The sequence below is a fragment of the Sphingobium scionense genome, from assembly GCF_014197035.1.
Taxonomy (GTDB): domain Bacteria; phylum Pseudomonadota; class Alphaproteobacteria; order Sphingomonadales; family Sphingomonadaceae; genus Sphingobium; species Sphingobium scionense.
Genome location: NZ_JACIEU010000028.1, coordinates 26,897 through 49,577, shown reverse-complemented (window position 1 = coordinate 49,577; position 22,681 = coordinate 26,897). Strand labels below are relative to the sequence as shown.

At 63.1% G+C, this 22,681-nt stretch carries 25 protein-coding genes; 6 read left to right on the top strand and 19 right to left on the bottom strand.

Annotated elements, in window-relative coordinates:
* Positions 1 to 297: 297 nt before the first annotated feature.
* The 8 genes from GGQ90_RS23630 to groES all read right to left on the bottom strand — a co-directional run bounded on the left by GGQ90_RS23630 (position 298) and on the right by groES (position 5,207).
* The gene (locus GGQ90_RS23630) at positions 298 to 561 is read right to left on the bottom strand and encodes a hypothetical protein (RefSeq protein ID WP_188084170.1); all 264 of its coding nucleotides are present in this window, start codon (positions 559 to 561) and stop codon (positions 298 to 300) included.
* Positions 554 to 1,120 carry an AAA family ATPase gene (locus GGQ90_RS23625; protein WP_343054054.1) on the bottom strand — a complete coding sequence of 189 codons (567 nt, stop codon included), beginning with the start codon at positions 1,118 to 1,120 and terminating at the stop codon, positions 554 to 556. Before GGQ90_RS23625 ends, GGQ90_RS23630 begins: the two co-directional genes overlap by 8 nt.
* Positions 1,117 to 1,380, bottom strand: coding sequence for a hypothetical protein (locus tag GGQ90_RS23620; RefSeq protein WP_188084169.1), 264 nt, complete (start codon positions 1,378 to 1,380; stop codon positions 1,117 to 1,119). The genes GGQ90_RS23625 and GGQ90_RS23620 overlap by 4 nt, the downstream gene beginning before the upstream one ends.
* The gene (locus GGQ90_RS23615; RefSeq protein ID WP_188084168.1) at positions 1,377 to 2,123 is read right to left on the bottom strand and encodes a hypothetical protein; all 747 of its coding nucleotides are present in this window, start codon (positions 2,121 to 2,123) and stop codon (positions 1,377 to 1,379) included. Before GGQ90_RS23615 ends, GGQ90_RS23620 begins: the two co-directional genes overlap by 4 nt.
* Complete coding sequence (locus GGQ90_RS23610) at positions 2,120 to 2,425, bottom strand: hypothetical protein (RefSeq protein WP_188084167.1); 306 nt, start codon at positions 2,423 to 2,425, stop codon at positions 2,120 to 2,122. The genes GGQ90_RS23615 and GGQ90_RS23610 overlap by 4 nt, the downstream gene beginning before the upstream one ends.
* Positions 2,426 to 2,747: 322 nt before the next feature.
* On the bottom strand, positions 2,748 to 2,939 hold the full coding sequence (locus GGQ90_RS23605; RefSeq protein WP_188084166.1) for a hypothetical protein: 192 nt from the start codon (positions 2,937 to 2,939) through the stop codon (positions 2,748 to 2,750).
* A gap of 278 nt (positions 2,940 to 3,217) precedes the next feature.
* Positions 3,218 to 4,837 carry a chaperonin GroEL gene (gene groL / locus GGQ90_RS23600; protein ID WP_188084165.1) on the bottom strand — a complete coding sequence of 540 codons (1,620 nt, stop codon included), beginning with the start codon at positions 4,835 to 4,837 and terminating at the stop codon, positions 3,218 to 3,220.
* A gap of 55 nt (positions 4,838 to 4,892) precedes the next feature.
* Positions 4,893 to 5,207: a co-chaperone GroES gene (gene groES, locus GGQ90_RS23595; protein ID WP_188084164.1), complete on the bottom strand. Its 315-nt coding sequence runs from the start codon at positions 5,205 to 5,207 to the stop codon at positions 4,893 to 4,895.
* Here groES and GGQ90_RS29105 point away from each other — a divergent pair.
* The 4 genes from GGQ90_RS29105 to GGQ90_RS23580 are packed head-to-tail and all read left to right on the top strand — an operon-like array spanning position 5,206 to position 6,347.
* A complete protein-coding gene (locus GGQ90_RS29105; RefSeq protein ID WP_223178420.1) occupies positions 5,206 to 5,517 on the top strand; it encodes a hypothetical protein in 312 nt (103 codons plus the stop codon). The two genes, groES and GGQ90_RS29105, sit on opposite strands and share 2 nt — an antisense overlap.
* Complete coding sequence (locus GGQ90_RS23590; RefSeq protein ID WP_188084163.1) at positions 5,480 to 5,716, top strand: hypothetical protein; 237 nt, start codon at positions 5,480 to 5,482, stop codon at positions 5,714 to 5,716. Before GGQ90_RS29105 ends, GGQ90_RS23590 begins: the two co-directional genes overlap by 38 nt.
* Positions 5,713 to 5,982 carry an usg protein gene (locus GGQ90_RS23585; protein ID WP_188084162.1) on the top strand — a complete coding sequence of 90 codons (270 nt, stop codon included), beginning with the start codon at positions 5,713 to 5,715 and terminating at the stop codon, positions 5,980 to 5,982. The genes GGQ90_RS23590 and GGQ90_RS23585 overlap by 4 nt, the downstream gene beginning before the upstream one ends.
* Positions 5,979 to 6,347 (top strand): hypothetical protein, encoded by a 369-nt coding sequence (locus GGQ90_RS23580; RefSeq protein WP_188084161.1) that lies wholly within the window; start codon positions 5,979 to 5,981, stop codon positions 6,345 to 6,347. The genes GGQ90_RS23585 and GGQ90_RS23580 overlap by 4 nt, the downstream gene beginning before the upstream one ends.
* A 285-nt stretch (positions 6,348 to 6,632) precedes the next feature.
* Here the strand turns inward: GGQ90_RS23580 and GGQ90_RS23575 are convergent, their stop codons facing one another.
* From GGQ90_RS23575 to GGQ90_RS23565, 3 genes are all read right to left on the bottom strand, one after another.
* Positions 6,633 to 7,154 (bottom strand): Hsp20/alpha crystallin family protein, encoded by a 522-nt coding sequence (locus GGQ90_RS23575; protein ID WP_188084160.1) that lies wholly within the window; start codon positions 7,152 to 7,154, stop codon positions 6,633 to 6,635.
* A 91-nt stretch (positions 7,155 to 7,245) separates the two neighbouring features.
* A complete protein-coding gene (locus GGQ90_RS23570) occupies positions 7,246 to 7,716 on the bottom strand; it encodes an Hsp20 family protein (protein WP_188084159.1) in 471 nt (156 codons plus the stop codon).
* Positions 7,717 to 8,180: 464 nt separating this feature from the next.
* Positions 8,181 to 9,170 (bottom strand): Dyp-type peroxidase, encoded by a 990-nt coding sequence (locus tag GGQ90_RS23565; RefSeq protein WP_188084158.1) that lies wholly within the window; start codon positions 9,168 to 9,170, stop codon positions 8,181 to 8,183.
* Between the two features lie 810 nt (positions 9,171 to 9,980).
* On the opposite strand from GGQ90_RS23565, the gene GGQ90_RS23560 reads away from it, so the two are divergent.
* Both GGQ90_RS23560 and GGQ90_RS23555 read left to right on the top strand, forming a co-directional pair.
* The gene (locus GGQ90_RS23560) at positions 9,981 to 10,256 is read left to right on the top strand and encodes an HU family DNA-binding protein (protein ID WP_188084157.1); all 276 of its coding nucleotides are present in this window, start codon (positions 9,981 to 9,983) and stop codon (positions 10,254 to 10,256) included.
* A 567-nt stretch (positions 10,257 to 10,823) separates the two neighbouring features.
* Positions 10,824 to 11,288 carry a hypothetical protein gene (locus GGQ90_RS23555; RefSeq protein ID WP_246428406.1) on the top strand — a complete coding sequence of 155 codons (465 nt, stop codon included), beginning with the start codon at positions 10,824 to 10,826 and terminating at the stop codon, positions 11,286 to 11,288.
* A gap of 2 nt (positions 11,289 to 11,290) precedes the next feature.
* On the opposite strand, the gene GGQ90_RS23550 is transcribed toward GGQ90_RS23555, so the two are convergent.
* Genes GGQ90_RS23550 through GGQ90_RS23515 form a run of 8 tightly spaced genes read right to left on the bottom strand, consistent with a single transcriptional unit; the run spans position 11,291 to position 22,449 of the window.
* Positions 11,291 to 15,034 carry a conjugal transfer protein TraG N-terminal domain-containing protein gene (locus tag GGQ90_RS23550; RefSeq protein WP_188084155.1) on the bottom strand — a complete coding sequence of 1,248 codons (3,744 nt, stop codon included), beginning with the start codon at positions 15,032 to 15,034 and terminating at the stop codon, positions 11,291 to 11,293.
* 8 nt (positions 15,035 to 15,042) lie between these two features.
* Complete coding sequence (locus tag GGQ90_RS23545) at positions 15,043 to 16,467, bottom strand: conjugal transfer protein TraH (RefSeq protein ID WP_188084154.1); 1,425 nt, start codon at positions 16,465 to 16,467, stop codon at positions 15,043 to 15,045.
* Between the two features lie 46 nt (positions 16,468 to 16,513).
* Positions 16,514 to 17,116 carry a hypothetical protein gene (locus GGQ90_RS23540; protein WP_188084153.1) on the bottom strand — a complete coding sequence of 201 codons (603 nt, stop codon included), beginning with the start codon at positions 17,114 to 17,116 and terminating at the stop codon, positions 16,514 to 16,516.
* Positions 17,113 to 18,000, bottom strand: a complete 888-nt coding sequence (locus GGQ90_RS23535) for a conjugal transfer protein TraF (RefSeq protein WP_188084152.1) — start codon at positions 17,998 to 18,000, stop codon at positions 17,113 to 17,115. Before GGQ90_RS23535 ends, GGQ90_RS23540 begins: the two co-directional genes overlap by 4 nt.
* Positions 17,997 to 18,593, bottom strand: coding sequence for a S26 family signal peptidase (locus tag GGQ90_RS23530; protein ID WP_188084151.1), 597 nt, complete (start codon positions 18,591 to 18,593; stop codon positions 17,997 to 17,999). The genes GGQ90_RS23535 and GGQ90_RS23530 overlap by 4 nt, the downstream gene beginning before the upstream one ends.
* Positions 18,565 to 19,413: a type-F conjugative transfer system pilin assembly protein TrbC gene (locus tag GGQ90_RS23525; RefSeq protein ID WP_246428405.1), complete on the bottom strand. Its 849-nt coding sequence runs from the start codon at positions 19,411 to 19,413 to the stop codon at positions 18,565 to 18,567. The genes GGQ90_RS23530 and GGQ90_RS23525 overlap by 29 nt, the downstream gene beginning before the upstream one ends.
* Before the next feature lie 13 nt (positions 19,414 to 19,426).
* Positions 19,427 to 20,521 (bottom strand): conjugal transfer protein TraN, encoded by a 1,095-nt coding sequence (traN, locus tag GGQ90_RS23520; protein ID WP_188084149.1) that lies wholly within the window; start codon positions 20,519 to 20,521, stop codon positions 19,427 to 19,429.
* Entirely contained in the window at positions 20,518 to 22,449 is a 1,932-nt protein-coding gene (locus GGQ90_RS23515) for a hypothetical protein (protein ID WP_188084148.1), read from the bottom strand. Before GGQ90_RS23515 ends, traN begins: the two co-directional genes overlap by 4 nt.
* Between the last annotated feature and the right edge of the window lie 232 nt (positions 22,450 to 22,681).

Sequence of the window (22,681 nt, the reverse complement as noted above, 5' to 3'; positions counted from 1 at the left end):
TAGTGATTCCGGAGTTTCGGGTACGGCCCGCGCGACACAGGAGCCGCTGACTGCCAAGGCGAGGGCGCATATAGTTGCCGGGAATCTTTGTGTCATGTCGCCCCCACCTGTGACAAGCCCCGCCATGCTTCCAAGACGCGGCGGGGCCTGGGTCGCGCTACACTGCATAAGGCGTTCCACGGCCCTCGCGACCATGGCGGAGATTACTCCCAGCCGGGACCCATGGCCAAATCATATCACTCCTATATCTGGAATATATTGGAGGGGATGCGACCAAAGCGTGCAGCGACGCCTTCGTCAGCCTGACTGAAACACCGTCATGCGGCGAATACCGGGTATGGCGTCGATATCCGCTTCGATCGCTGCGACCCTTTCCAGGTGCTCGCTTGGCCAGACTCGCGAGACGCTGACATCGCCCTCATCGGTTTCAATTTCAATGAGCCGCGTCTGCGGTGACAGATCGAACACGCGTACCAGCTGGTTACCAACTTCGGGCGTGATGAAGCGGATACCTGGACCTACGATGAGAAGCTGCCAGGGGCGGGAGGCGGGGTCAGTCAAGGTCACCTGCTATCGCGGAGCGCACAAAGCATGCCCGTTCGGTGACTGGAGCAAAGGGAAGCATCATCAGTTCGTATCCCAGTTCGGTATAGACCGCCACCATGGCCTCATAGGTGGCTTCTGCTTCGGCAAAATCCTGCCTTCTCTCCGCGTCGGCCATGAAGATCGCGCGCCAGGGCGGTGCGATGAACACGCGAGGCTGGTAGCGGAACAGCCTTGCCGCCTCGCTCAAATGGGCCGGGACGGGAAGGCCGGATACGCGCAGATAGCCCGACACATCGGGAACGCCGCGATCGAAGATTACCGGGCCTGCACGAGCATGCGCTTCATGCCAGGAGAGCAATTCCCAGGCCAGCATCAACTCCGCAAAAGCGGCGCGGTCCGACCAGGGCAGGGCGGTGCCTCCGATCGCGACCTGATCGCGAATGATAGCGCGGCCCGCTTCGGGCATATAATGAAAGCCTTCAAGCGCCAGAGCGTCGATCAGCGTAGTCTTCCCGGAGCCTGGCCCTCCGGTGATGATATGGAAGGCGGGCGGATTAGCGGGGCGTGGAATCACCGGCTCTCCGGCACGGCAATATCAATGATGCCCGGCGCTGCGGCGATCGCGTCTACCAGGCTGTCGACGGTTTCCATCCGATGACTGGGCCAGTCGCGCGACACGGTGACATAGCCGGCATCGGTCTGCACGTTGATCGTTGCGGTGGCCGGAAGCAGATCGAGGAGCGATGCGAGCTTGTCCTGAATATCAGGCGTGATGCGGTCGATCCCTGGCCCAACCATCAGGAGCTGCCACGAGAGCCGGGAAGCGTCAGTCATGGGTTTGTCTCCTGTATATCCGTGCGCCACATCAACTGGAGGAATGGTGTTGGCTCGTGTAGGCTTGCGCCAGTGACAGTGATGCTGGTCCATGGGCTGTCGGGCGAAGGCAAGGTCGTGATGGTCGCCAGGCGATAGGGAAGCGTCGCCAGGACCAGATGGGCGTGATCGTTGAAAGCGATGATGCCGGTGCGATGCGCGTCGCCATCGACCGCCCACAGCCCAATCCAGGGGTAGAGGGCGCTGAAGCTCTCGCTTGCTGCGACATAGCGATAACCGGCAATGACAGGAATACCGCGACGATCGGGTTGTGGTCGCACATAGCCGGGCCGGTAGGGATCAGCGACAATACGCGGTTTGTCGATACCGGTGACGATGCCATCCTTACCCCAGACGAAATCGCCGCCGAGCCAGCAACCGCTTGTCGACAAACGCACGCCGCTCTGGACCTGATCGACACGAGCAAAGCGGGCGTCGTCACTTTGCAGCATCAGGCCCCAAGCGTAGCGCAGCGCGCCCACACGCTGCTCACCGGGGGGCGGCCATCCCGTGCTCGTGTCATAGCGCCCGCCCACGTCCTCAACGGAAAGGGATGCCGCGCTCAGGGGAACAGTTTCGCCGACCGGAGCCTGACAAGATGGCATCATCGCATAGGCGCTTGTCGCGGGCAGGGCAGCGACCGACAGGACCAGAGCGATAATCCGTCGGGGAGCGCGGAGCGTTTCGATAGCGAAGCCGCTCACCGGCGCCCCATGACAAGGGCGTCCGGATCGATGATCGTTATCGCGTCCCCGGAACTGTTCGCGACTGCATCAGCGATGCCGAACAATTCGACGCGTCCGCCATCATTATAGATGCGCCCAGCCACTGTACCATGCAGGATAGCCCGTGCGCCTCTTTCCACCTTCAGATCGCCCGCGATCGTGCCATGCAGAATGAAGCGCCTCCCGCTGCAAAGCGTGGCGCCGCCGGTGATGGTGCCATAGAGCGCGATATCTTCCTCTATCGCAAACGGACCATCAATGGTGTCGTGGACTGCCTTCACACCAGATTCTCTATCGATACTCTGACCTCAATACGTCGCCTGCGCCCCAAAGTCATGGCAAGTTCCCATACATACCCGCTGGCACTCTCCGGAAAAACCGGGCGCTCTGATTTCCCGGCGGCATCGCCAACTAACAGGGGGAGGGCAAACCCGGCGCGAGTGTCCGGTGCCCGATACCGGGAGCAGCGGACATGGTGGGAAGAATAGGGCCGAGATCACTGCCTGTCATTAGGACGGGGAGGCCCTCGCTATCAAAATCGGATATCCCGCATGTCCCATAGGATATGTCGCGTCGAGCGTATCGTTCCCGCCCAACGGTCTCTCACGCGATATAGGATCGGACGCGCTCGGCCTCCGCAACCGAATGAAATCGGACATGCGCGCCGTCCTGGGGATCAAGTTCAATAGACAGCGGGCGCGCGAGCAAATCGAGCGCGATACCCTGGGTCAGCCGGGACATCTCTTCCTTGCTCAAGGCATAGAGCGGGGTAGGGCCGTTTTCGATCCTTGTCATCAGTGTCTCTCCGTCCCTCTGGCACGGTCTTTGCCGCTAGAACCAGGTTGAGGCCAGAGGTCTTCATCGAATTCACCGGACGAACAGAGCATAATAGTTGGCCACGCAGCCCTGACCACCTCACCAAAGTTGATCGACTTTTGGGGCAAAGTCGGCGCTAGTCCACCGCACGAGCATCGATATTCTAAAAAAATGGCGGGAATTGGACCTTATTTGACACGGGCTGGTCTGTAGTTCCGAATGTCCGGGAGTCCGTTTCCGGACTCCCCTTTCTCATTTCAATAGTCCATCGCCGGCATCGGCGCGGCCTTCTCCTCCTTGGGCAGTTCGGCAACGAGCGCTTCCGTGGTGATGAGCAGCGAGGCGACCGAGGCCGCGTCCTGCAGGGCGGTGCGCACGACCTTGGCCGGATCGATCACGCCCGCCTGGACGAGATCCTGATATTCGGCGGTGGCGGCATTGAAGCCCCAGTTGTAGTCGGAACTCTCGAGCAACTTGCCGACGATCCAGGCGCCGTCTTCGCCGGCATTCTCGGCGATCTGCCGCGCAGGCGCGCGCAGCGCCCGGCGGATGATGTCGATACCGGACTGCTGGTCGTCATTGGCGGCCTTCAGGCCATCGAGCGCCTTGATCGCGCGCAGCAGCGCGACGCCGCCCCCCGGCAGGATGCCTTCCTCGACCGCTGCGCGGGTGGCGTGGAGCGCGTCGTCGACGCGGTCCTTCTTCTCCTTGACCTCGACCTCGGTCGCGCCGCCGACCCGGATCACCGCGACACCGCCGGCGAGCTTGGCCACACGTTCCTGCAGCTTCTCGCGGTCATAGTCGGAGGAGGTGGTCTCGATCTGCTGACGCAGCTGCGCGACGCGGCCGTCGATATCGTCCTTCTGACCCACGCCGTCGATGATGGTCGTGTTGTCCTTGTCGATCGTGACCTTTTTCGCGTGGCCGAGCATGTTGATCGTGACATTTTCGAGCTTGATACCGAGATCCTCGGAGACGACATTGCCGTCGGTCAGGATCGCGATATCCTCGAGCATTGCCTTGCGGCGATCGCCGAAGCCCGGCGCCTTGACAGCCGCGATCTTGAGGCCACCGCGCAGCTTATTGACGACCAGCGTCGCGAGCGCTTCGCCCTCGACATCCTCGGCGATGATCAAAAGCGGCCGGCCGGACTGAACAACCTTCTCAAGCAGGGGTACGAGCGCCTGCAGGTTCGAGAGCTTCTTCTCGTGGATCAGGATATACGGGTCATCCAGCTCGACCTTGAGCTTCTCGGCATTGGTAATGAAGTAGGGCGAGAGATAGCCGCGGTCGAACTGCATGCCCTCGACTGTCTCGAGCTCGGTCTCGAGGCTCTTGGCCTCCTCGACCGTGATCACGCCTTCGTTACCGACCTTCTCCATCGCCTCGGCGAGGATACGGCCCACTTCCTCATCGCCGTTGGCCGAGATGGTCGCGACCTGTGCGATCTCGCTATTTGCGCCGACCTTCTTGGCGTGGCTCTCGAGGTCCTTGACCACGGTGCTCACAGCCAGATCGATGCCACGCTTCACGTCCATCGGGTTCATGCCGGCAGCGACCGCCTTCGAACCCTCACGCACGATCGCCTGGGCGAGTACGGTGGCGGTGGTCGTGCCGTCACCGGCCTTGTCGTTCTGCTTGTTGGCGACCTCGCGCAGCATCTGCGCGCCCATATTCTCGAACTTGTCGGCGAGTTCGATTTCCTTGGCGACCGTCACACCGTCCTTGGTGATGCGGGGAGCCCCGAACGACTTTTCGATGACCACATTGCGGCCCTTGGGGCCGAGGGTCACCTTCACCGCGTTGGCCAGCGTATCCACGCCGCGCAACATGCGGTCCCGCGCGTCGGACGCAAACTTCACTTCCTTGGCAGCCATCTGCCTGCTCCTTTCTTCAATTCCTTCCTGATGGTTAGAGGGGGTACAGGCTGGCTCAGGCCGCCTGCTTGAGCTGCGCAACCGTCTCGATCACGCCGAGGATGTCGCTCTCCTTCATGATGAGCAGATCCTCGCCGTCGATCTTGACCTCGGTGCCCGACCATTTGCCGAACAGGATACGGTCGCCGGCCTTGACGGACAACTCGACCAGTTGGCCGCTATCATCACGGGAGCCCGGACCCACCGCGACGACTTCGCCTTCCTGCGGCTTTTCCTTGGCGGTATCGGGGATGATGATGCCGCCCGAGGTCTTCTCCTCGGCCTCGATGCGGCGGACGACCACACGGTCGTGCAAGGGGCGGAAATGCATGGCAAAACCTCCAGATGCAAAACAGGTTGTGATAGCCCTCCCGTTCGTCAGAACGGCAGGTTTGCGTGAACTAGGAAAGGAGATTTTTCCGTTCAAGAGGGTTTATGAAAAAAATTGGCACTCGATGCATCCAGGTGCCAATGCCGCCCTTATCAGAGGCTTAGAGAAAAAATTTCCTCTTGACTCGACTCAGGGGCGTACCAAAATCTTGGATCGCGTCGGGCGTAGCCCGCGTTTGAGAAAAGGAGCGACAAAAGGAAAGGAGTTAGGCCATGTCGCAGCCATTTTCCCGTTTCCTGCATCCCTTTGACGTCGCGCATCATCCAAGCCTGGAGCCGGAAGTGAAACGCGCCATTCTCGCCTCCTGGGCGTCCGACCGTTCAGCGGTAAAGGACCAGCCGGCGATGCGAAAGCCACCCGGAGTGAAGCGCGCTGTCCCGATCGACGAGATCTTCGCCGCGATGCGCTCGCTCGATCAACTGCGGGCAGACGGCCGATCGCTACAATGAGCGATCGTGCGTTCATCGAGCAGTTGGAGGGCTACGGCCTCACCACGGCCGAAATCCATTATTACCGGCCCGATGCGCCTTCGCTTCTCCAACTGTTCGTCTGGCAGGAATATGATCTGGCACCGGACTTCCCAGCGCTGTTCGACTTCCTCGACCATTGGCGGCGCGAGATCGAGGCTGCGCTTCATTCGGTCCGGATCGCCCATGGTGGGTTGATCGGTCCAAGGGAATGGCGCGCGGTCGACGGCATCATCCCGTTCAAGTGAAACGCGGTCTTGCCGAACGTTGGCGCAGGCGGGGCGGACGCTCGGTGCGCCTCGTCCTTGCCTTCGATGACATCATGGAGTTCGCCCTGGCGCTTCTCTCGGTCCCGCCGGAAGAACTCAAGGCGCTGGGCTGGACCTTCGCCGATCGCAAGCGGCTCCTTGATCATTTCCTGGCATCGGGAAAGGCGGCGCAGGGCGTGCCGCCTGAACGGCTCGGCGCGACCCCGATCGAACTCGACCTGCCCCAGCGCGACGTAGATCGCCTCCAGTATTTCGCGCGGCGCGAACTGCCCAAGGCCGCGAGCAACGCGGGCGCGATCGATCGGGTGCTCAGCGTGCTCGACGCCGCATCGCATCGCGGCTAACGCCGTTCAAACCGCACAGCCCGGAGAGGTGTCTGTCTGTAACTTCAGGAATGGAGCAGTTTCGAGGTCATCGAATATCACCAAGGTCAGGGCGGGCGGCAGCACGAGCGAGATACGGCGCACGGCGTCGCCACCGGTTCGTTCCAGCCACGCGACCAGGCGATCGGCAACGCGCCCACGAGAGGCGGTTTATATCCCGGATTGGCGTTAGCGGGACGAGTCCCCTGTCTCCTCGTCAGGCCGGAAGTTGGAAAAGGACCCGGGACGATCGTCCCGGGCCACTCGTCAGGCCGCTCTCGCATAGATCGGAATGCGGCGGACATTCTCGTTCGCCGCCTCGGTCTTCGGCAGGGTGACCGTCAGTACGCCGTTCCGGAAAGTGGCGCTGACATGCTCGCGGTCGATCCCGCGCGGCAGGGCGATGCGCCGCTCGAACCGGCCGTAGTTGCGCTCCGAATAGCCGCGCGCCTTATCCTCGATCTCGGCGCGCTTCTCGCCGCGCAACGTCAGCACGCCTTCCTCGACGGTGAACTCGACGTCCTTCTCGTCGAGGCCCGGCAGTTCGGCGGTGACGCGGATTTCCCCGTCGGTTTCGCCAAGCTCGACATGCGGCCAGGACAGGCCACGATCGAACCCGCCGGGAGCCGGCGTTCCGAAGCCGCGGAAGACATCGTCGAACAGGCGGTTCACCTCGCGATGGAGCGAGAGCAGCGGGTGGGTCTCGGGCTCGCGCGCATGGTCTGCGCCGACCGCGACCGGGAACCGGTTTTCCTGCCGGCTCCAGAGTATGAGATCACGAATGGCCATGAGGTCATCTCCTTTTCTGGCTGGATGTGGGGTGGGGCGTGGCCTGCCGGCCCGCCCCGGAAGGGCAGGACCGGCAAACCGTCGTTTAGGATCAGGCCGCTTCGCGGGCCTCGTCCTTTGGCGCCTCGATGCGATCGTTGGCAGCCTGGCCGCCGATCGCGATCTTGCGCGGCTTCATGGCCTCGGGCACGACCCGCTTCAGCGCGATCGAGAGGAGACCGTTCTCGAACCGGGCGTCGCCCGCCTCGATGAAGTCCGCAAGCTGGAAACGCCGCTCGAAAGCACGCGCCGCGATGCCGCGGTGCAGATACTCGCCCCGACCGTCATCTTCCGCACGCTTGCCGGTGACGGTCAGCAGGTTCTGCTGGGCGACCACCTCGATGTCCGAGGGGTTCAAGCCCGCGACCGCGAGCGTGATGCGGTAGCTGTCCTCGCCATCCTTGACGATGTCGAAGGGCGGATAGCCGTCATGCTCGCGAGCGCCTGTCTCGAGTAGGTTGAACAGACGGTCAAACCCGACCGTCGAACGCCGATAGGGCGCAAAGTCGAAATTGGTCCTCATATCCAAATCCTCCATAGAAGCGATCTGGGCACAAGGAGCGCCGGTACAGAAGAGCCGACGCCCTCTATGTCCCACCGGACCCGAACACGGCGCCCGGCAGAGCAGAGCTAGGAAAGCTCACAATCCATTTCAAGAGGTGTTTCCGTCTGCAATTTACGCGGGCTCAACCTGACTGGAGGGAGCCCCCGACCGTATGAGTCCATCGCCCAGCATCGTGTCTAAGGGATATGATAGGTTAGAAAAAACCCTTGCCTGTCCGAGGCGATGTCCAGCGCCATTTACGCCGTTTGGAACGGTACAGGTCCGCCCAGGAACATTCTTGGACTGCAGATGAACAACCGCGCCACGCACTGGCTTCTCCAATCTCGGCATCGACCCGCCTATTGGAGCGCCTGTTCGCTACCATTGTAAGGCAGATTGCCTGTGCGGTGTCGCTATTTGAAGAGCGAACTCTGGATCGCGGCCTATGTTGGAGATGAGCAAGCGTCCTGGGCGCGACCTTCCGGTGTCACGGCATCGAGGAAATCGGCTGACGGCACGAAATAGAGAGAACCTGTCACTGCTCGGCTGACGTCGAGCAAACGATCATAATTGCCGGTCGGAAACCCGATAAACATATTGTCCAGCATCCGCTCGATTCGCGTCGGCGAGCGCGCATAGCCGATGAAATAAGTACCGAACTCGCCCTTGCCGACATCTCCAAAGGGCATGTTGTCGCGGAGAATCTGCAACTGTTCGCCATTCTCCTCGATATTGGTGAGGACATTGTGCGCGAAGCTCGGCTTGAGGATCTCATCAAGCTCGATGTCCGACAGCTTCTCGCGCCCAACAATTTGCTCCTGCTGCTCGACGGGAATGGCGTTCCACTTATCAAGGTCGTGCAGATATTTCTGGACGATCACATAACTGCCGCCGGAGAAGGCCGGGTCATCCTCCGGCCCGACTATGGTGGCGTCTCTTGCGGCCTGCTCGACGGGGTTCTCCGTGCCATCGACGAAGCCGAGCAGATCGCGATCGTCAAAATAGCGGAAACCATGCACCTCGTCCGTCACCGAGGCGACGCCGGCGAGTCGCTTCACGATCTGCGCCGCCATCTCGAAGCACAGGTCCTGCCGCGCGGCGCGAATGTGGAACAGGAGGTCGCCTGGTGTGGACGGTGCGTGATGCACGCCGCGGATTTCACGGAAGGGGTGCAGTTCCTTCGGGCGCGGCAAACCGAACAGCCGATCCCAGGCGTCGGAGCCAATCCCCATGATGCAGGAAAGCCCGCCGTCCGCTGCCCGGAACCCGACGCCGCGCACTAGCGAGGAGAGAATGGCGCAAAGATTCCGCACTGCCGTCTCCGGCTTCTCACCCGCGTCCATGGACACGACAAGGAAAATAGCAGCCCGCGTAAGTCGCGCATCGACAGCCTGAGAACGCGCAGTGACGTCTTGAGCGACAGTGGAAGGCAAACTTGTCTCCTGTGATCGGACCCGACCCTCGATATGACACGGAGTCGCAATGTGGTCGATCGCCCGGCTGTGGGCGACCGACTCACGCTCGAACTCTGACTTACGTCAGCTTGTACGATTTCGCGCCGGTTCGCGAGCACTGCGCTATCGCTGCTCAGATAGTCGTCGGGAGGGGCATGCCGTCTTCGTCGCTGGCATATGAACGCGCCTGGACAAGCTTCATGATCGTTCCTCGCGTGCATAAATCGGGCCGGTCGGGCGCCAGGCGCCGGCCTCCGGCCGCTCGATAGGGCAGGCGCATCGTTCACAAAGCGCGGTATAGCCACCCTGTTTGCGCCGGTTGAGCGTTGTTAATGAAGGCTTGTGTCGGGTTAAAATGCAAAGCCATGACATGGTGGAAATCTATGCGATCGGCACGAACTTGTCAGCCGGCAAACAACGGGGGCAATCGGCTTCGCAGCCGTCACACTTGCAACCACTGCACCGGCGCTGTGGGCCTGTTATGCTATGGCGGCCTTTGGCATGGGCTGGGTCTACCCATCGGTCTCCGCGCTCGCAGCCAATTCAGTAGCGTCACATGAGTAGGGAGCGGCCGCGGGAACCGTCGCAGCGGCGCAGGGGCTGGGTGCCAGCCTCGGGCCGAACGTCGGCACCTTCGTCTACGCCAGCGACAATGGCGCGCCGTTCGCGCTGATCGCGGCGATGCTGCTGGTCACCGCACCATGGCCGCAACGCAGCTATGGTGACGCCAGCTGCGGTTGCGGCTAGGCGGGTCTTTCACGAATCCAACAACAAGGAAGTGCAAACGATATGAACAACAGCGATCTTGCCGAAAAGCTGGCCGCCGAGCAGGGCGTTACCAAGGCTGACGCGAAGAAACTCGTCGACGCCCTGTTCGCCGCTATCGGCGATGCTGCGGCCAAGGGCGAGGAAATTTCGCTGAACGGCTTCGGCAAATTCAAGGTGAAGGACAACCCGGCACGCGAGGGCCGCAATCCTGCGACCGGTGAGCCGATGCAGATCAAGGCATCGAAGAAACTCACATTCACGCTCGCCAAGGCAGTCAAGGACAAGCTGAACAGCTAAGCTCGTGGGAGGTGAAGGCGCATCGCCCGGAGATCCGGGCGGTGCGCCGGATCGCTTCATGATCGGCGAGGGATTCCTTATAGTCTTTTCGACATCATCTTTAAAAATCCGTCTCGGCTAACATTAAGACAGGTACATCCTGCCATCTTGTTGCGTGTAATGCGCTTGGGGGGCTTTGAGGTGCCTCACCATCATGCCGTGCGGCGTGAACTACTCGGTCATTTCAGAGCAACGCTGTTGTCGATGTTCCTTCGTTGACGAACTATTCTGAAGGGCTCGGTGGCGCGGGTTTAGCCTTTTCGCGTTGCAGCGCCTCCTCATGAAGTTCACGCGCAATCTGACGACCCAGGAGCCTGGCAAGACGCAGGATCGCAGCCTCCGCGGCAGGCGAGATAGTAGGGCCCATATCCGGAGCGCGCCGCTTCTTCTTCATTGCGGCTTTCCTCCCGAACCTGAATTTCTCCCCGTTGCAGACCCTGAGCGCAGATCCGGGCGGAGCGAGGAAGGAAAGGACGAAGGGGGGAGGATTGGAACGGGCATCCCGCGCACGATCGGGGCATTGTTACGATGGTCGGCCGGTTCCATGCCCATCAAAGCTGTGCTATTCTCCGCTTTGGAAAGGCTCTGCAGATGCAGGATGTTGATCAGCTCGACCCGACACCAGAAGAGACTTTCGCGCCAGCGCCGTCGCCGCGCGCTGCCGACTGGTTCTGGCGCCCATGGTATGCAAAGCTGACCTGGGCGTTGACCCTGCTCTACTGGGTCGGTCTCGAGCTGATGATCACCATTCCCTTCGATCAGCTTAACATTTACCTGGTCAACATCATGATGCTGCTGATCTTCGTCTTCAACCCGATCACGGTCGTAGCAGTGCTGGGATATGGTTTCCTTAAAGCTAAGGTCGCATGCGGCGAATGGGTAATAACGCCGGGACCACCGTCGCAACGGCCAATCCTTGATCCCTATACCGATCCGTTCGACCCGCGATCGGGGGATATGCATCTTCGACACATCGGTGTGATCCAGGACTGACATCATGGATCCCGCCGCTCTTTGAAGCTGGAATCACCGTCAGCCATCCCATTGTCGCGATCGAGCAGTAATCTTCCGGAACTGAGGATCGAAGACTGTTCCATTGATGTAATAGGGCCGGTTACATCGACTGTCCCACGGCCCGCATCCGCTTGCCTCAGGTACCTGTTGCGCAGGCCATCATTCCCAAGTACGCGATCGCCGAGTTCACGGGAAAACGCCTCTTCTGGACGGCCAGAACGCGCAGCCGCTCTCTCTGCCGATGCGATTGCCTCCCGGACATCATAGTTCACAATGTCTATTGAAGAGCGTGCTGAGACGGCAGCCATTCCTCGATCCGAGATGTCGGCGCTCAACTTGCCAGTCAGAGAGCCTGTCGCGCTCCCTTTGCCACCGCCTTTTTCCTCGCCGTCCTTGCCACCTGAGCCAATGCCGCGTGATGCTGAAGCGGTAAGATCACCGGAGATGCTTTGGCTATCCGCGGTGGAATGCTCCGCCGAACGTGACAGCGACCGTTGCCACCCCGTCTGAGCGATGATCGCGGTAACGTCGCGCTCCAGCGTATCGGCCACCTGCGGTTTCAACCGCCAGTTGCCTCGCCGATCCATTTCGAACCCGCCGCGCAGCCAGTTGGCCATGGCGGCCTGACCTTCCGGGCCACTGCCAAGGAAATGCTCGATCGTATCGGGCCCCGCCTGCTTGCCGGCCTCGAACCGCGTACTCGTGTCATTGCGGGCGGACCGACTGAACCCGGTACTGCTGGAGACGAGCAGATCATTGTGAGCGAAGCTGAACCGGGCATGCCCGCCATTGGCGATTGCGCCAAGCTGGCTCTCGTTGATAAGGCCGCCCCGCCACATCTGCGCCGCGAGTTCCGGTGTCAGGTTGAGACTGAGGTCGCCATTCTGGCCCATGGCGATCTGGCGTTTGGACATTTCGACCCCATGCGCGCGCAGCAGCGCCTGGGTGCGGGTAAGGCGCTCCCGCTCGACAATTCCGGTCAGACGCTCGTTGCGCGCGCGATCGGTGATGCCTTCCGCGCCGCCCTCGGCCATATCGACCTGGTTGCCTGTAGTACCGGCGAGTGCGCGGATGAACGAATCGAGGCGAGCCGCTTCCCGGACCGATACACCGGCGGCCGCAGCACCCTCGGCAAAGCCCGCATTATCCGCCTGCCGCCGCTGCTCGCCGATCTGGGCATTGCTGCGTACCCCGTCGGGTCCGATCTCGCGCTGCGCGTCAAGCTTGCCAGACCGCTCGGCAAAATCATAGCCCGCAGCCTCCCGCGTGCGCCCATAGACGCTGGTGCCTTCGCGCGCCGCCTCTGCGGTCGCGCCATCGGCCGTGCCGACCTGTGCGGCGGCATTGTAACTCTCCAGCGCGCGCAGGACCTGCGCCTCGTTGCGCCCGGTCGAACGGGAGAGTTGGCTGATCGCGGTCGATCGCGCCTCGCCCGAAAGCGCATTGATGAACCCGATGCGCCGGCTGGTTTCGGTGACGGAGAGGCCCAGCATGGCCGCCGCCTGCCTTTGTCCCTGATTGCCGCCGGTTCGATGCGCCTGCTCGGTCGCGACATTGCCGCGCTCGACGGCGGCAACCCTGTCGCCCGCATAGTCGCGCCGGCCTTCCATCGCGCCGAGCTGCGTCTGCGCCGCGGTCAGGTCATTGCGCAGCATCTGCTCCTGATCGAAGGTGTTGGCGGTGAGTTTGGCAAAGGTCGGATCGGCACCGGCCTGAGCAATGACGGTGGACGCCTTCAGTGTCGCATCCTTCGCGTCATAGCCGCTGCGTTCAAAATGCCGCTGTGCGCCCGACTGCATCATCTCGTAGGCGCGCTGGTCACCGAACGCCTTCCATTGCACCATGTTCTGCGCGAAGGCTGCAAAGGCGCGCTCGCCGCCCCGGCCTTGTCCGAAATAGGTGGTACCAAGCTTGCGCAGGGCATCGCCCTGGGCATAGTTGTGGATCGCCGAGGTCGCGGCATTGGCGCGTACTGCGCGCGCCGTCGCCGGATCGCTCAGATCCCGGCCCACAAGGGCAGGGGAGAGCCCGCCCAGTTCCCGCGCGGCGTCCGCCCGGCCGAGACCGAAGGCCGCCGTTCCCGCTGCGCCGCCACCCTGTTCGCCGAGCACGGATCCGGCCGACGCGAAGCTACGGTCGAGACCGAAGCTGCTGCGCTCGCCGAAATCGCCGAAGCCCGACGATGCCGCGCGCCGTGACATGGTGCCGCCGGCCGAGGCCTGCGCTTCCAGCGCCGAGGCATAGCCTTCGCTGGTTCCGACCGTCGCGGCCGCCATGCTGCCCTGACCCTGCACACCGAGCATGCCGGACGTGAAGGCAGTGAACATGTTGCCCGAGAAGCGGAAGACGGTGAAGACGAAGGCGCCGGCAAGACCTGCCGCGGCCGTCCGGAACGACCCGAAGATGGCGAGCGCCTTCATCGCCGCCGAAGGCGCGAGGATCCAGCTGTCGGCCGCGACATTGGTTGCCCGCAGTTCGGCCAACACGTCCATCGCCCGACCGAGGGTGAGCTGGTAGATGCCGGCATCGATGACGCCCCAGAGCGCGACGAACACGAACAAGCCAAGCGCGAAGCTTGCGACCCGCAGGTTGATCGGCGTCAGGATGAAGAGCAGCGCGATCGGCATCATCATCAGCATGATCGCGAAGACCGACGCGCGGATGGTCGGCATCCATTCGTTGGCGGTGGAAAGCGTTGCGAGCCCGTTGGATTCGATTGCCCGGTTCGCCATCACGCGGGCGGTCGCCGCCGGGGAATCCTCGAACAGGACGTCGCCAACAGTTTGGCCAAGCAGGATGTTGGTCAGGAACTTCTGCCGGCTCATGGAATGACCCAGCATCATGTCGCCCAGCGCATCGATCTGCTGGCGACAGCGATCGCGCTGGGCCGCCTGGGTCACGTCGAAGCCGGTGCGCGCGCAGACCTGGTCGCTATAAGCGTCGAACAACGTGCTGTCCGACAGGCGATCGGCGATATAGCCCCATGCCGCCTTGCAGCTCATCGTCGTGCCGGCCTTGTCGCTTGCCGTGTACACGGTCGAGAAGGTTGCCGGTCCCGCCATCGCCGCGAAGGAGGCGGGAAGATCGGTCGACGTCCGGAAGAGCTGATCGTCATCGACCCCATAGGCCGGCGACACGCGGGCGACAGGATAGCATTGCCGCACATAATCCTTCACCGTCGCATCGAGGAAGGTGTCCACGATCGGGCTGCGGGGACTGACGGCGTTCAGAAACAGGTCGAAAGCATGACCGCCGGCGCCGAATTCCAGCTTGGCATTGGGATCGGTGGTATTGTCGTCGATCGTCTCGGCGAGCGCCCGCTCCATAAGGTTGGTGACGCCGGCGACGAGCACGATGAGGTTGGGCACATCACCGACCGGTTGATAGGCGTTGCGCACTCGGTCGTAGATGTGGATCGTGCCGGTCGTAGCGATCATCCCGGCGAACAAGCCGATACCGATCAGCATCTGGAAGCCGAAGGCGACAAGGCCCATGCCGGAGCCCTTGATGCTCGCCAGGACCGCGCCCAGCCCGATCCCGGCAACCGCGATGATCACGACCAGTGTTTCGTAGCGCGGGTCGCCGAACATCATCGCGACCAGATGAAACGCATCCACGGTCTCGGAAAAACCGTCCCATGTGTGATAGCTCGCGTCGATCGCCAGCGCGGGCGTCGCGCCCAGACACCCGACAAGGGTGAGAATTAAGCGGATGATGTGACGCATGGCCCGCCTCACCGGTTGCGATTGGCGTTGGCGCCAGCGGCGTCGCGGGCATCGCGGTCGCGCTGGCGGACGACACCCGCATAATTCGCCGAGAGGTTCGCCTGGTTCATGGCCGCCATGTAGGACTGGCGCATCTGCGCGCGCTGGCGCAGCACCTCGTCTCGCAGCTCGCGCAACTGCTCGATGCCCTTGGTCAGGATGCGCGTCTGGCAGATGTTCGTGTTCTCGGCATCGGAAGCACCCGCCGTCGTCACACCGCGTTCGGCATTCTGCAGTGCGAAATCGATTGAACGGGTCAGATCGTTCAGCATCTGATAGGCGAGGGTGAGCGCCACCAGCTCATCGGTGTCGGCTATGACGCTATCGGTAAGCCCCTGTCGCACGCCCCATTCGAGCAGGCGATAGACCGGCAATGTCCGGACATTGGCGACGAACTGCTTTTCGTCCGTGGTCAGCGCCGCGCGCGTCCGGATCTTGACGGAGATCGCCTCCATCCGCTCGCGCGCCAATATGAGCGCGCCGCGGCCCGTGCCGTTCACCGAACAATCCGCGGCGGTCGAGGGGATGTTGAGCGCACGGGTCGGCACGCGACCGGTCAGGAAATCGTCGGCGCTCTCGGTATCCTGGCGCGGACAGGCAGGAATGGCCGAGAAGAGCGGCACCTTGTCGTTCGCATCCCAGCGCATGTAGACGTCGCCGACCCGCGCCCGCATGACGCCTGCCCAGTCGGATGCGCCGACGCGCGCGGCGGCGTGCGCGAGCAGCGATCCGGTCTTGAAGATATCCGTCACCTCGGCCGGGCAATTGGCGAGCGCCTCCTTCAGATCCTCGGTCGGATTGCCCTTGTTCGCCTGTATCTTCTCGCGGCTCTGCTGCCAGCTATTGGCATAGCCTTCGCGGATGGACTTGTAGCCGGTCATCTCCTCGACGATCCCCGACATATTGTCGTCGCCCTTGGCGATCTGAACCATGCGATTGGCGAGACGACAGTCGTTCACCTGAATAGAGTTCAGGAAATTGGTAGCCGCCTCCATCTTTGAAATAATATTACCCATCTTCTCGTCCAGTGTTTCCAGCAGATACTGGAAGGCGACGGCCGGCGCGGCCTGCAGGATGGTCTCCAGCTTCTGGACGAGATAGTCCGGATCGAGGAACGACATACCGCCAAGGAACATGTCGATGCCGCCGCAGCCCGCCTTCACCTTGGGCAGCGTCAGGCTCATCAGATAATCGTCATGCACATCGACCCTGCCCGACATGCCACCGGCGGTTACATAGCCGCGTGTCTGGTCCTCGAAGCTGCCGGGCGAGGTATAGGTGACGTTATCGAACCAGGTCTCGGCCCAGCCCTGGGCGTGAGCCGAAGCTGTCTGGCCGCACGAAGCTGCAATCAGGCAGAGCGCGAGGAATGGGCGGCGTATATGATAGGCCATGACAGATTTCCTGAAGGCAAGAGTTGACGACACAGCCCCGGCACGATCAGCGTCCTTTCCGATTGGAAGAGACCGGCGCCCTCACGCCGACAATTCCCGTAAATTTCGACATGGCGCGCACACCCACGGCGGCACGCGCCCCGGTCAGCATCCGGGCGGCAAGCCAAGCATTGCGAGCGATATTGGCGCCATGATCGCTGCCGATCGCAATCGGCACCATGCGACCCGGATCAGCCAGTGGCCGCACCCATGCGACCGGGTTTCCGACCCAGGGAAGGCCAAGCCGCCCCGATCGGAGCGCCGCCTCATCAGGCCCAAGCGTTCGGACCTGCCAGCCATAGCGTCCGCGGAATGCGAGAAGCTTCGTCCAGAGATCGCCGCAGGGCAGGCAGCCGGGCGCCGTGCTCATCTCGATCACATAGAGCGATGCCTGGCCGCGCAGCATGGTCTCGAAGTCGGGCGGAAAATCGCGCGTCACCGGCACGCGGGAGAGCCACAGGCGCATGTCCGCAGCCGTCGATACCGGATGGATGGCCGCCTGCCGCGCGACGTCCCGGTCTGCCTGCTGTGCCCAGGCGCTCGCTGGCAGCACCATCAATGGCGCCAGCAGCGAGACGCCGCAGGCCAGCGTGGAACCCAAGCGCCTCATGGCCTGCGTTCCCTGGCATCGATGAGATCGCCGCCGACCACGCGCGGATCGGTCGAGGAGACCGGGCCATTGGCCAGCGCGTCGAAGAAGCCGTCTTCCTCCCCCGCGCCGGTCAGCCACTGCTCGGGGCGTATATCGCCGCTCAACAATCGCACGGCCTGATAGGCCATCTGCGCAAGATTGGGATAAGTCTCGACCCCCGCGGCAATCACCATGCGCTGGGGACTGCCCCGACGGATGACCATGGTGGTCGGCGTCACCTCCACCCCGAAACGCTGCTTGAGGTCGGGCCTGCGATCGAGATTCATCAGGCTCACCTGCCAGCCCATGTCATCCTGGAACCGCTGGACGATTGGCCACTGCACCTTGCAATAGCCGCAGGATTCCCGGGCAAACATGACGAGCGCAAATTCCCCGGCGTGCGCCCGCAGATATTGGAGGCGCACCTGGTCCTTCTGCGCGCCCAGCGCATCGCGGGCCTCGCCGACCATCGGATTGGCGGCTTTGGCATTGAGTTCGGGATGGGTCAGCATGGCCAGCTGGGTGACGCCGGCAAAGGCGCGGGCCTTGCGCCGGGCAAAATCCTGCAGGCGCCAGAAATCCGCGACCGCGTCGATCGTGAGGACGGTTGCGGCATAGTCGCGCTGCTCCACGATGAGCTTCGCGATCCGGGGCGGCGACCATTTGGCTAGTTCCACCATCGGCGGGATGACTGGCTTGGGGACCGTTTCATCCTGCGCCTCATCATCAGCGCCGGATTTGGGGGGCTCGTACCACCAATAGCCCCGTGCCGTACGATCGGCCGCGCTCACAGGCGCCGTTTGCGCGCACGCAGGACCGGCGGTCAGGAGCAAGGCCATGCCCAGGATGAGCATGCGCTTCATAGCAGCTTCTCCATGCGCGTGAGCCGCTCGGTCGCCACCGGGCCATAATAGCGGCTGTCATATCCGTCGGGATGCCGCGAACCGACGAAGATCATCCCCTCGGGAATGCGCGGGCTTTCCGGCTGCCAATGCGTGAGTGCCTTGCCATTGCGTGCAGCAGGTTTGCTCACGCCCAACAGAGTGCCATTGCAATAATACCAGCCATTCAGGGCCGGCCCGCCAATCCCATGCCTCTCGACCATGCTGATGCGGTCGCCAGGCAGGCAGAGGGCATATTTGGTAATGGCGACGGGCTTCGGGCCGGCTACGGGATCGGACAATGTGAAGGATATGAAGTCGCCGCGATAGATCGGACCCGGAGATCGATGAACGACCCATGCGTCGATCGATGGCGTCATGACCAGGGTGATCTGCGGCATCGCCCACCAGGCGAAGAGACCGATGGGCAGCACGATGCCATAAGCTTTGAGCAGCTGGGCAGGCCGCGCCGGTTGCCCAAGACCGCTTGCGCCGAGCGCCACCGCAGCACGCAGCGGCAGATCTTTGAGTTCGCGCCAGAGGCGGTTACCGGCGCGCCAGGTGAGCAAGAGCATCTCGCACCTCCTCCTTGCCGCCAAGGCGGCCATATTCCTCGAGCAATCCCGATAGGGCAGCGTCGCCCAGCACGATGTGCGCGGCTCGCGAGCTGGCCTCGTCACGCTCGCAATAAGGGAGGGTCGGATCGCCCGGGACCATCGCCAGCGCGGGCACCTGGGTGACGCCATGCTGGCGGAACACCAGGGGATCGACGATGACCAGCACGTCGCGCATGGCGCAGGCGGGGCCTTCGCAACCGGGCTCGCGGCGCAATATGGCGGCCGACAATTTCGCCATCGGCGCGACCTGCCGCATCCCGCCCGGCATGCCGCGGAAGGCCATCACGCCGCCGGCGCGTTCGAGCTGCCCGGCATAGCTACGCAGCGTCTCGACCGGCATGGACGAGGAAACGAACAGGACGGGAACCCAGCGTTTCGTACCACCGGTGGATACGACGCCGGCCAGCGCTGCCTCTTCAGGCCGTTCAAGGCCCAGGGCCTGGGCGATACGACGGCTGGCGGCCTCCCGCTCGACGGCCAATGCATCGCGGGCCGCCGTGACATCGGCCTCCACTCGTTTCGCCATGGCGGGATCCTGCTTGCGCCTGTTGATCCCCTCGAAAGCACGGCGCTGCGCGGCGGCATCGGCTTTGGCCGGTAGAGCTGGTGAAGGGGGCTTGGCGGTCTTTGCTTTGTCGGCGGCGCGCTTCACGCGCTCCATCGCCGCCTCGCCCTGATCCTGGATGCGCGTGCGGGCATTGCCGTCCCGTTGCTGACCGCCCGTATCCTGCAGTTCGCTCGCCCCGACCAGCAGCGGGGCGAGGGCAATGGCTGCCAACAGGCGCGCGCGCCTAGTTGTTGATCGTCTGCATATAGGCATCGATCTTGTCCTTCATGTCGATCTGGATTTCGGATTGGGCGCGCGCCTCGACTTCCGCATAATATTCCGACAGGTCCATTCGCGAGAAATCGAGCGCCTGGAACTCCTCGGGCGTGAAGCCCCGGCAATAGGGCTGCTTGGGCGTACCCCAGCCGATCGCGCTGAAAGCCTTCAACTGCGGCCGGCCCTGCTCCTGGATGATCCGGCCGAGCTTGGTGTTGAAGCAGCAATGGCCGCGGGCCTTCTGGACGCAGATGCCAAGAATCTTCGAGGAGCAGTAGCTGCCGACCTCATGGCACATGCCCGACCCGCGCAGCATGCCCACTTCCATGTCCTGCTGGTCGCAACCGGAAAGCAGGAAATCCATCATGAAGTTGATGGCGAGGCTGATCGCGATCGATGTGGGGTCAATGCCGACAACGATCGCATTGGCGCCGGCGCTCGCGGCCTGGCCCGCCGTCGCGCCCGCCTTGAACGCGCCATAGGCCGCTTTCATGCCGGTGAACACGCCCTTGGCAACGGCGATCTTGGTGCCGATCGACGAGATCGAGCCACCCATGCCGTCCTTAACGATCTTGCCCTTGTCCTTGCAGCAATTCGAAAACGTGGTCTTGAGACCGGCCGGGCGGCACCGCGCGGCGCGGCCCGAGAAAATCTCGATGGTGCCAAGACAATTGCCGTCGGCATCGACGTCGCCATCCGCCTCGACACCCGGATCGTCGACGACCGGATCATCGACGATCGGATTGGTGCTGGTGTCGATGCAGGCGTTAGGCGAACAGGTCGGCGCGCCGCCGCTGGCCGGCATGGCGCACGCATATTGATCGCCGAGCGGGCAATGCATCGCTCCGGCTACATCCGCCTCGCAGCGCGTTTCGCCGATCGGGCACATCCATCCGCCCGAGCCGGTCAGATGGCAGCTCGCCGTCTCGCCGTCATCGGCCGCATCACCATTGCCGTTCAGATCGACCGCGCACAGCTGCTGGGCCATGGCGGTCGCCGGTACCAGCGACATGCTCGCCCCGACAAACAGGAGCGTCGAAAGAAGGGCGCGCACCGGCGTCATCGAACGGCACCCGTGCAGATCATATCCGCCCCGCCCAGACGCACCGTCTGCATCATCACCACCGCTTCGGGGAAATCATCGATGCAGCCGCAGCCCTGCACCAGTTCCTCGCCCTCTCCGGCGGGGCAGACATTGCTGTCCTGGCAGGCGTGATAGAAAAAGTCCCAGCCCGTTGGATTGGTCTGCTTCGAACCGGTCACGCCATCAGGCGCTGCGGCGCTATTGGCCTGAGCCTTGCGCGTCTTGCAGATGGGCTCGCAGGTATTGACGCTGCCACGATCGGGAAGCGCAAAGTTGCGGGTCGTGAGGCTATGGCCGCCATCGGCCGTCCGCACCCGGTCGGCCAGCAGCGTCTCGGTCGAATGATCGATGATATAGGCGCCGCGCGACAGATCGGGTTGGGGGACTGCACCCTGGTCGACCGTGCAGGCATAATTGCGCTGGCGCGCGAAGAAATCGCGGCTGATCTGCATCGCGCAGGCGCCCGTGCCCATCTGGCGGGTCTGGGGCAGCGGGCTGAGCCCGGTCTTGACGCCCTTGCGGAAGGTGGTGACGCCGTCCACATCCTCATCGTCGAGCCGACATGTCGCATTCGACGCATAGCCCGAGCAGGTATCGACAAGCTGCTCGGACGCCTTGCAGCCGGCATCCAGCTGCGCCTCGATCGAGGCATAGGCCTCGCCGCCATCGGCAACCGCGACACGCAGCCATATGTCATGATCGCCCTGCGTCAGCCTGCCCGCGATATCGAGATTGGGGTAGGCATAGAAGGCGCCCTTCTTCTCGCATTTTCCCGGCGGCAACCCCATGCCGGTCCAGCCCTGCGGCCCCGACCCCACCAGTTCGCCGTCGATCCGGATCTGCGCCCAGTCATCGGCTCCGAAGCGGGTCAGGAGAACCTGCTGCAGCCTGTCGGGCTCCTTGACGCGCAACGTCATGTGGAAATCGAAGATGGTGCAGGATCCGCCGGAAAGACTGTTGTCGGCCGGCGACCCCATGAGGAAGATGCGCCGCCCAGGCACCGAGTCATCGGTCGCATAGCCGCCCGAGACCCGATCGATGATCTTTTCCGGCGTGATCTCCTCGAGCGTGATCTGACGGGTCACGGTGCAGCTCCGATTGATCTGCGACCGGCCGGTTCCTGTGGATGAAGCCGACAGCGCCTGGAACACGCTGCTCGCCTCTGCCGCGTTGAAGGCATCGCCGGGAATCGCATTGGGATTGGCCTTGTAGGCGGTCGCACCGATGTGTGGTTGCGCGGCGCAGGAGGTGGTCTGCGCGCCGATGTAGCGGATGACGGGCCCCTCGATGGCGGCCTGGGCGATGCCGATGCGTGGATCGCTCGTGGTGAGCGCGCCCACGACACCGCCACCCAGATCCTTGAGCACCGAGGCCATATTGCCCCAGACGAGATTGCTGCCGCAGCTGTTGTTGACGCAGTAACAGCCGGCAAGATCGGTCAGCTCGACCTCGGTGAGCTTGAGCGATCCCGACGCGGCCGTATCCCAGAGGAAGAAGCGGCAGGCGTTCCAGCTGCCCGGCGCACAGGAAATGAGCCCGTTCGCGCAGATCCCTGAAACCGGAACCGGGACTGTCAGCGCTTCATCGAAACTGCCGTCGAGATCGCGGTCGCGCGAAATACTGAGCGTTCCGATATCTCCGCTCGCATTGGGCTGCGCGAGCAGTTCGAGCAAAGTCGCGCTTTTCTGGCAGGCGAGATTGGGCGTGAACGTCCTGGAGGAATCGACCGTGCTGATCGCCTCTCCAGCCAGCCCCGGCGTCACATAGTTGCCGAGAATCGCGTCGCTGTCGGCACTCTTTGCCCGGGAGGCCTCGGCCGCCGCGCGGGCGCGATCCTCCGCCGTCTGGGCATGAAGCGCTACGGGCAGGCTGAGCGCCGCCATAAGAAGCAGGGCGCGCTTCCTCATGGCCGAATCTCGCTCGGAACGATCCGCCGGGATCCCCGCCGCAGCCGGAACAGGAGCGTGGATGGAACCGGGCCGGGCAGTTCCGCCCGAAACACCGCCTGTCCTTCGAAAACGGTCAGCGCGGCCACGACGACATGCGGCGAGGAGGGGGGTACCGCATCATCGTCTGTCGTGGCCACGCCGACCGTCCGGCCGGCACCGCGGGGGCTATGCGGCGCCGGTCTAGCCGCGC